The organism is Kitasatospora sp. NPDC091257 (genome assembly GCF_044757675.1).
Lineage (GTDB): Bacteria > Actinomycetota > Actinomycetes > Streptomycetales > Streptomycetaceae > Kitasatospora > Kitasatospora lactacystinica.
This window is the reverse complement of sequence record NZ_JBIVVI010000885.1, coordinates 1-3,940: the sequence shown is the minus strand read 5'-3', so window position 1 is coordinate 3,940 and position 3,940 is coordinate 1. Positions and strand designations below refer to the sequence as shown.

Annotated in this window: 4 protein-coding genes; all 4 read left to right on the top strand. The window is 75.1% G+C overall.

Annotated features, from left to right (window positions below; all coding sequences use genetic code 11):
• Positions 1-177 precede the first annotated feature (177 nt).
• The 4 genes from ACIQOV_RS31390 (at position 178) to ACIQOV_RS31375 (ending at position 3,935) form a co-directional block, all read left to right on the top strand.
• Positions 178-1,776, top strand: a complete 1,599-nt coding sequence (locus tag ACIQOV_RS31390; RefSeq protein WP_401054040.1) for a S8 family serine peptidase — start codon at positions 178-180, stop codon at positions 1,774-1,776.
• 113 nt (positions 1,777-1,889) lie between these two features.
• Complete coding sequence (locus ACIQOV_RS31385; RefSeq protein WP_401054038.1) at positions 1,890-2,480, top strand: GNAT family N-acetyltransferase; 591 nt, start codon at positions 1,890-1,892, stop codon at positions 2,478-2,480.
• Complete coding sequence (locus tag ACIQOV_RS31380) at positions 2,477-2,671, top strand: DUF3046 domain-containing protein (RefSeq protein ID WP_401054037.1); 195 nt, start codon at positions 2,477-2,479, stop codon at positions 2,669-2,671. Before ACIQOV_RS31385 ends, ACIQOV_RS31380 begins: the two co-directional genes overlap by 4 nt.
• A gap of 118 nt (positions 2,672-2,789) precedes the next feature.
• Positions 2,790-3,935 carry an AI-2E family transporter gene (locus ACIQOV_RS31375; RefSeq protein WP_401054042.1) on the top strand — a complete coding sequence of 382 codons (1,146 nt, stop codon included), beginning with the start codon at positions 2,790-2,792 and terminating at the stop codon, positions 3,933-3,935.
• Positions 3,936-3,940 lie beyond the last annotated feature (5 nt).

Below are 3,940 nucleotides of genomic sequence, written 5' to 3'. Positions count from 1 at the left end.
GTCTGGTGCTGACCGTCCGCGTCGAAGGTGGCGAAGTACTTGGCGCCCGGCTGGGCCAGGGCGTAGGCAGTGGAGGGGTGCAAGCCGGGGAGCAGAAATAACAATCCGCTCATATGGTGAGGAATCGGATGCTTGATCCAGCCGTGACCCACCGGACCGACGAGCGGAGACCGTGCGATGGCGCAGGTGCACCCGTCGGGCAGGACCGTCCGGCGCCGCCGGGTCGGCGGGCCCGCCCGGGCGCTGCTCGCGATGCTGCTCACGGCGCTCGTGGTGGGTGGCGCCGTCCCGTACGTGTCCGGATCGGGGCGGGCGTACCTCAGCTACCTGGTGCTGGCCGAGGGCGAGGACGCCGCCGGCGCGGCCCGGGCCGGTGCGGAGAGCCGGGCCGCGGGCGGGCAGGTGGTCCAGGAGTACCCGCAGATCGGGGCCGCGCTGGTGTACGCGACCGGCCCGTTCGCCGACCGGGTGCGGGCCCGGCCCGGGATCGCCGCCGTCGGGGCGACCAGGACCGCGCCGGTGGTCGCGCCGCCGCGGGCGGTGGCGGGGGCGGGCGACTTCTCGGCGGGCACCGGCGCGGGGCCGGCGGCCGGGACGGGGCGGAGCGGGGACGTCCTTCCGCGCGGTGGTGACCGGGCGGACTCCGGGACCATGACGGTGCCCGATCCGGGGGAGGCGGGCGCCTGGAACCTCGCCATGGTCGGGGGCGCCGGCGTCCGGGCGGGCGATGCCTCGGCGGTGTCCGGTGGCGCGCCGCCGGCCGCAGGCGCGGTGCGGGGCGGGGGTTCGGCGCCGGCCGGGGGGGCGGTGCCGGGCGATGCCGTGCTGCACAAGGTGCTGGTCGCCGTGCTGGACTCCGGTGTCGACGACACCCACCCGGACCTGCGTGCCGCCGTCGACCCCAAGGCCTCCGCCTCCTGCGCGGACGGCCGGCCCGACGCCCGGACCGGCGCCTGGCGGCCGGACCCCGGGGTGGTCGAGAGCGGCCACGGCACGCACGTCGCCGGGATCGTGGGTGCCACCCGGGACGGCCACGGCGTCACCGGGGTCGCGCCGGGCGTACGGATCGCCGCCGTCCGGCTGCTCGGGCCGCTCGGGCAGTACTACGCCGAGAACATCGTCTGCGGCATGCTCTGGGCCGCCGACCACGGGGCCAGGGCGATCAACAACAGCTACTTCACCGACCCGTGGAAGTACAACTGCCCCGAGGACCGGGACCAGGCCGCACTGACCGCGGCCGTCGGGCGGGCCGTCGGGTACGCCCGGCGGAAGGGGGCGGTGGTGGTCGCCTCGGCGGGCAACGACGGGCAGGACCTCGGCGCCGGGCGGACCGACGACCGGAGCCCCAACGACCGGGTCTCGGGGCCGGCGCCCGTCCGCCACCTGGGCACCGAGTGCGTACGGCTGCCCGGCGAGCTGCCCGGGGTGGTCACCGTCACCGCGGTCAACCAGGACGGGCACCCGGCGGGCTACTCCAACTACGGGCGCGGACGGGTCTCGCTGGCCGCGCCGGGGGGCGACCCGGACGGCGGGCCGCAGGGCGCGATCGTCTCCGACTGGCCGGACGGGCGGTACGCCGCGCTGGCGGGGACCTCGATGGCGGCCGCGCACGTGACCGGGGCGGTGGCGGTGGTGGCGGCCCTGCGGCCGGAGCTGGGGGCGGACGGGTTGGCGGGGGTGCTGGCGGGGGCGGCGGCGCCCGGGTGTCCTGCGGGGGTGTTCGGCTGCGGGGAGCGGCAGTACTTCGGTGCGGGGCTGCTGGCGCTGCCCCGGTGACGGGGACGCGGTTTCCGTTGCGGGCGCGCGGGCTGCGCCCCGCGCGCCCGTCGGGTGGTGGGGGCGGGGAAAAGCAGGTGACGGGGCGGCGGGACGGGGGTGAGGATCGGGGCATGGGTGAATCGGACGCGGCGGTGTTCCTGACGACCGAGCGGCTGGTGCTGCGGCGCTTCACGGCGGCGGACGCGGACCGGCTCGTGGAGCTGGACGGGGACCCCGCGGTGATGCGCTTCCTCACCGGGGGGAGGCCGAGCCCGCGGGAGTGGGTCGAGGGGGAGTTGTTGCCGCAGTACCTGGAGCACTACCGGCGGTACGGCGACCTCGGCTGGTGGGCGGCCGAGGAGCGGGCGGGCGGGGCGTTCCTGGGGTGGTTCGAGTTCCGGCCGACGCGGGAGGGGGAGCGCGGGGAGGTCGAGCTCGGGTACCGCCTGCGGCGGGCCGCGTGGGGGCGCGGGTACGCGACGGAGGGAGCGCGGGCGCTGGTCCGGCGCGGGTTCGCGGAGCTGGGGGTGGAGCGGGTGGTGGCGTACACCATGACGGTGAACGCGGGCTCGCGGCGGGTGATGGAGAAGAGCGGGCTCTCGTACGTCCGTACGTTCCGCGAGGACTGCCCGGAGCCGATCCCGGGCAGTGAGCACGGTGAGGTCGAGTACGCGCTGACGGCCGGGGACTGGCGGGCGCGGTCCGGGATACTCGGGGCATGAGGCTGACGGATTTCTGGCGACGGATGTACGCGCACTTCGGGGAGTCGTACGCGGAGTCGTTCGCGACCGACCACGTGATGAGCGAGCTGGGCGGGCGGACGGTGCGCCAGGCGCTGGAGTCGGGCTGGGAGGCCAAGGACGTCTGGCGCATGGTCTGCGACACCCAGGGCGTGTCCGGCGTGCTGCGCTGAGTGCCGGCCTCCGGGCGGCATGGGACAGACTGTTCGGGTGACAAATAGCGCAGAGCAGAAGAATTCGGACCGGAGTGCCGAGCGCGCTCCGGTGGGCGGGGGGCTCTGGGGCGGCGGGATGCCGCGCTGGCTGCCGCGGGCGATGGTGCTGTTCCTGGTGCTGGTGGGGGTGTTCCAGCTCGCCGACTGGGCGTTCCGGCAGCTGATCGACCTGTTCGTGATGCTGCTGGTGTCGTTCTTCCTGTCGCTGGCGCTGGAGCCGGCCGTGGACCGGATGGCGGCGCGGGGGGTGCGCCGGGGGGTGGGGACCTTCCTGGTGTTCGTGGCGGTCGGGGCCGCGGTGGTGGGCTTCCTCGCCGCGCTCGGCACGCTGCTGGTCGACCAGGTGGCGAAGATCGCGGGGGACCTTCCGCACCTGGTCGACAATCTGATCGGCTGGATCAACCGGACCTTCCACCAGGACCTCTCGCTGGGCGAGTTGCAGAATCGGTTGCTCAAGGACTCCGGCACCATCGAGAACTACGTCCAGCAGGCCGCCGACAATGTCTGGGGCGTCTCGTCCACCGTGATCGGCGGGCTCTTCCAGGCCTTCACGGTCGGGCTGTTCACCTTCTACTTCACCGCCGAGGGCCCGCGGGTGCGCCGGACGGTCTGTTCGATGCTGCCGCCCGCCAAGCAGGGCGAGGTGCTGCGGGCCTGGGAGATCGCGCTCGCCAAGACCGGCGGCTACCTGTACTCCCGGGCGCTGCTCGCGGTGGTGTCGGCCGCCGGGCACTGGGTGATGTTCGAGCTGCTGGACCTGCCGTACGCGGCGGCGCTGGCGGTCTGGGTCGGCGTCATGTCGCAGTTCGTGCCGACCCTCGGGACGTACCTGGCCGGGACGCTGCCGGTGCTGGTGGCGCTGACGGTGGAGCCGGTGGACGCGCTCTGGGTGCTGGTCTTCGTGGTGGTCTACCAGCAGGTCGAGAACTACCTGCTGCAGCCGCGGATCACCGCGCGGACGGTGGACGTGCACCCGGCGGTGGCCTTCGGCTCGGTGATCGCGGGCGCGGCGCTGCTCGGCGCGGTCGGCGCGGTGATCGCGATCCCGGCGGCGGCCACGCTCCAGGGCTTCGTGGGGACGTACGTGCGGCGGTACGAGGTGGCCACCGATCCGCGGATCGACCGGGGCGAGCAGCGGCGGGCGCGGCGGGAGCTGCGCCGGGAGGCGGCCCGGCGGCTGCGCCGGATGGTCGGCGGGGACGGGACGAGGCGCGGGGAGTGACCCGG

Bases quoted from the DNA above. Each gene is read 5' to 3' on its own strand.
- ACIQOV_RS31390 (WP_401054040.1), top strand. From the start codon at position 178: ATGGCGCAGGTGCACCCGTCGGGCAGGACCGTCCGGCGCCGCCGGGTC.
- ACIQOV_RS31385 (WP_401054038.1), top strand. From the start codon at position 1,890: ATGGGTGAATCGGACGCGGCGGTGTTCCTGACGACCGAGCGGCTGGTG.
- ACIQOV_RS31380 (WP_401054037.1), top strand. From the start codon at position 2,477: ATGAGGCTGACGGATTTCTGGCGACGGATGTACGCGCACTTCGGGGAG.
- ACIQOV_RS31375 (WP_401054042.1), top strand. From the start codon at position 2,790: ATGCCGCGCTGGCTGCCGCGGGCGATGGTGCTGTTCCTGGTGCTGGTG.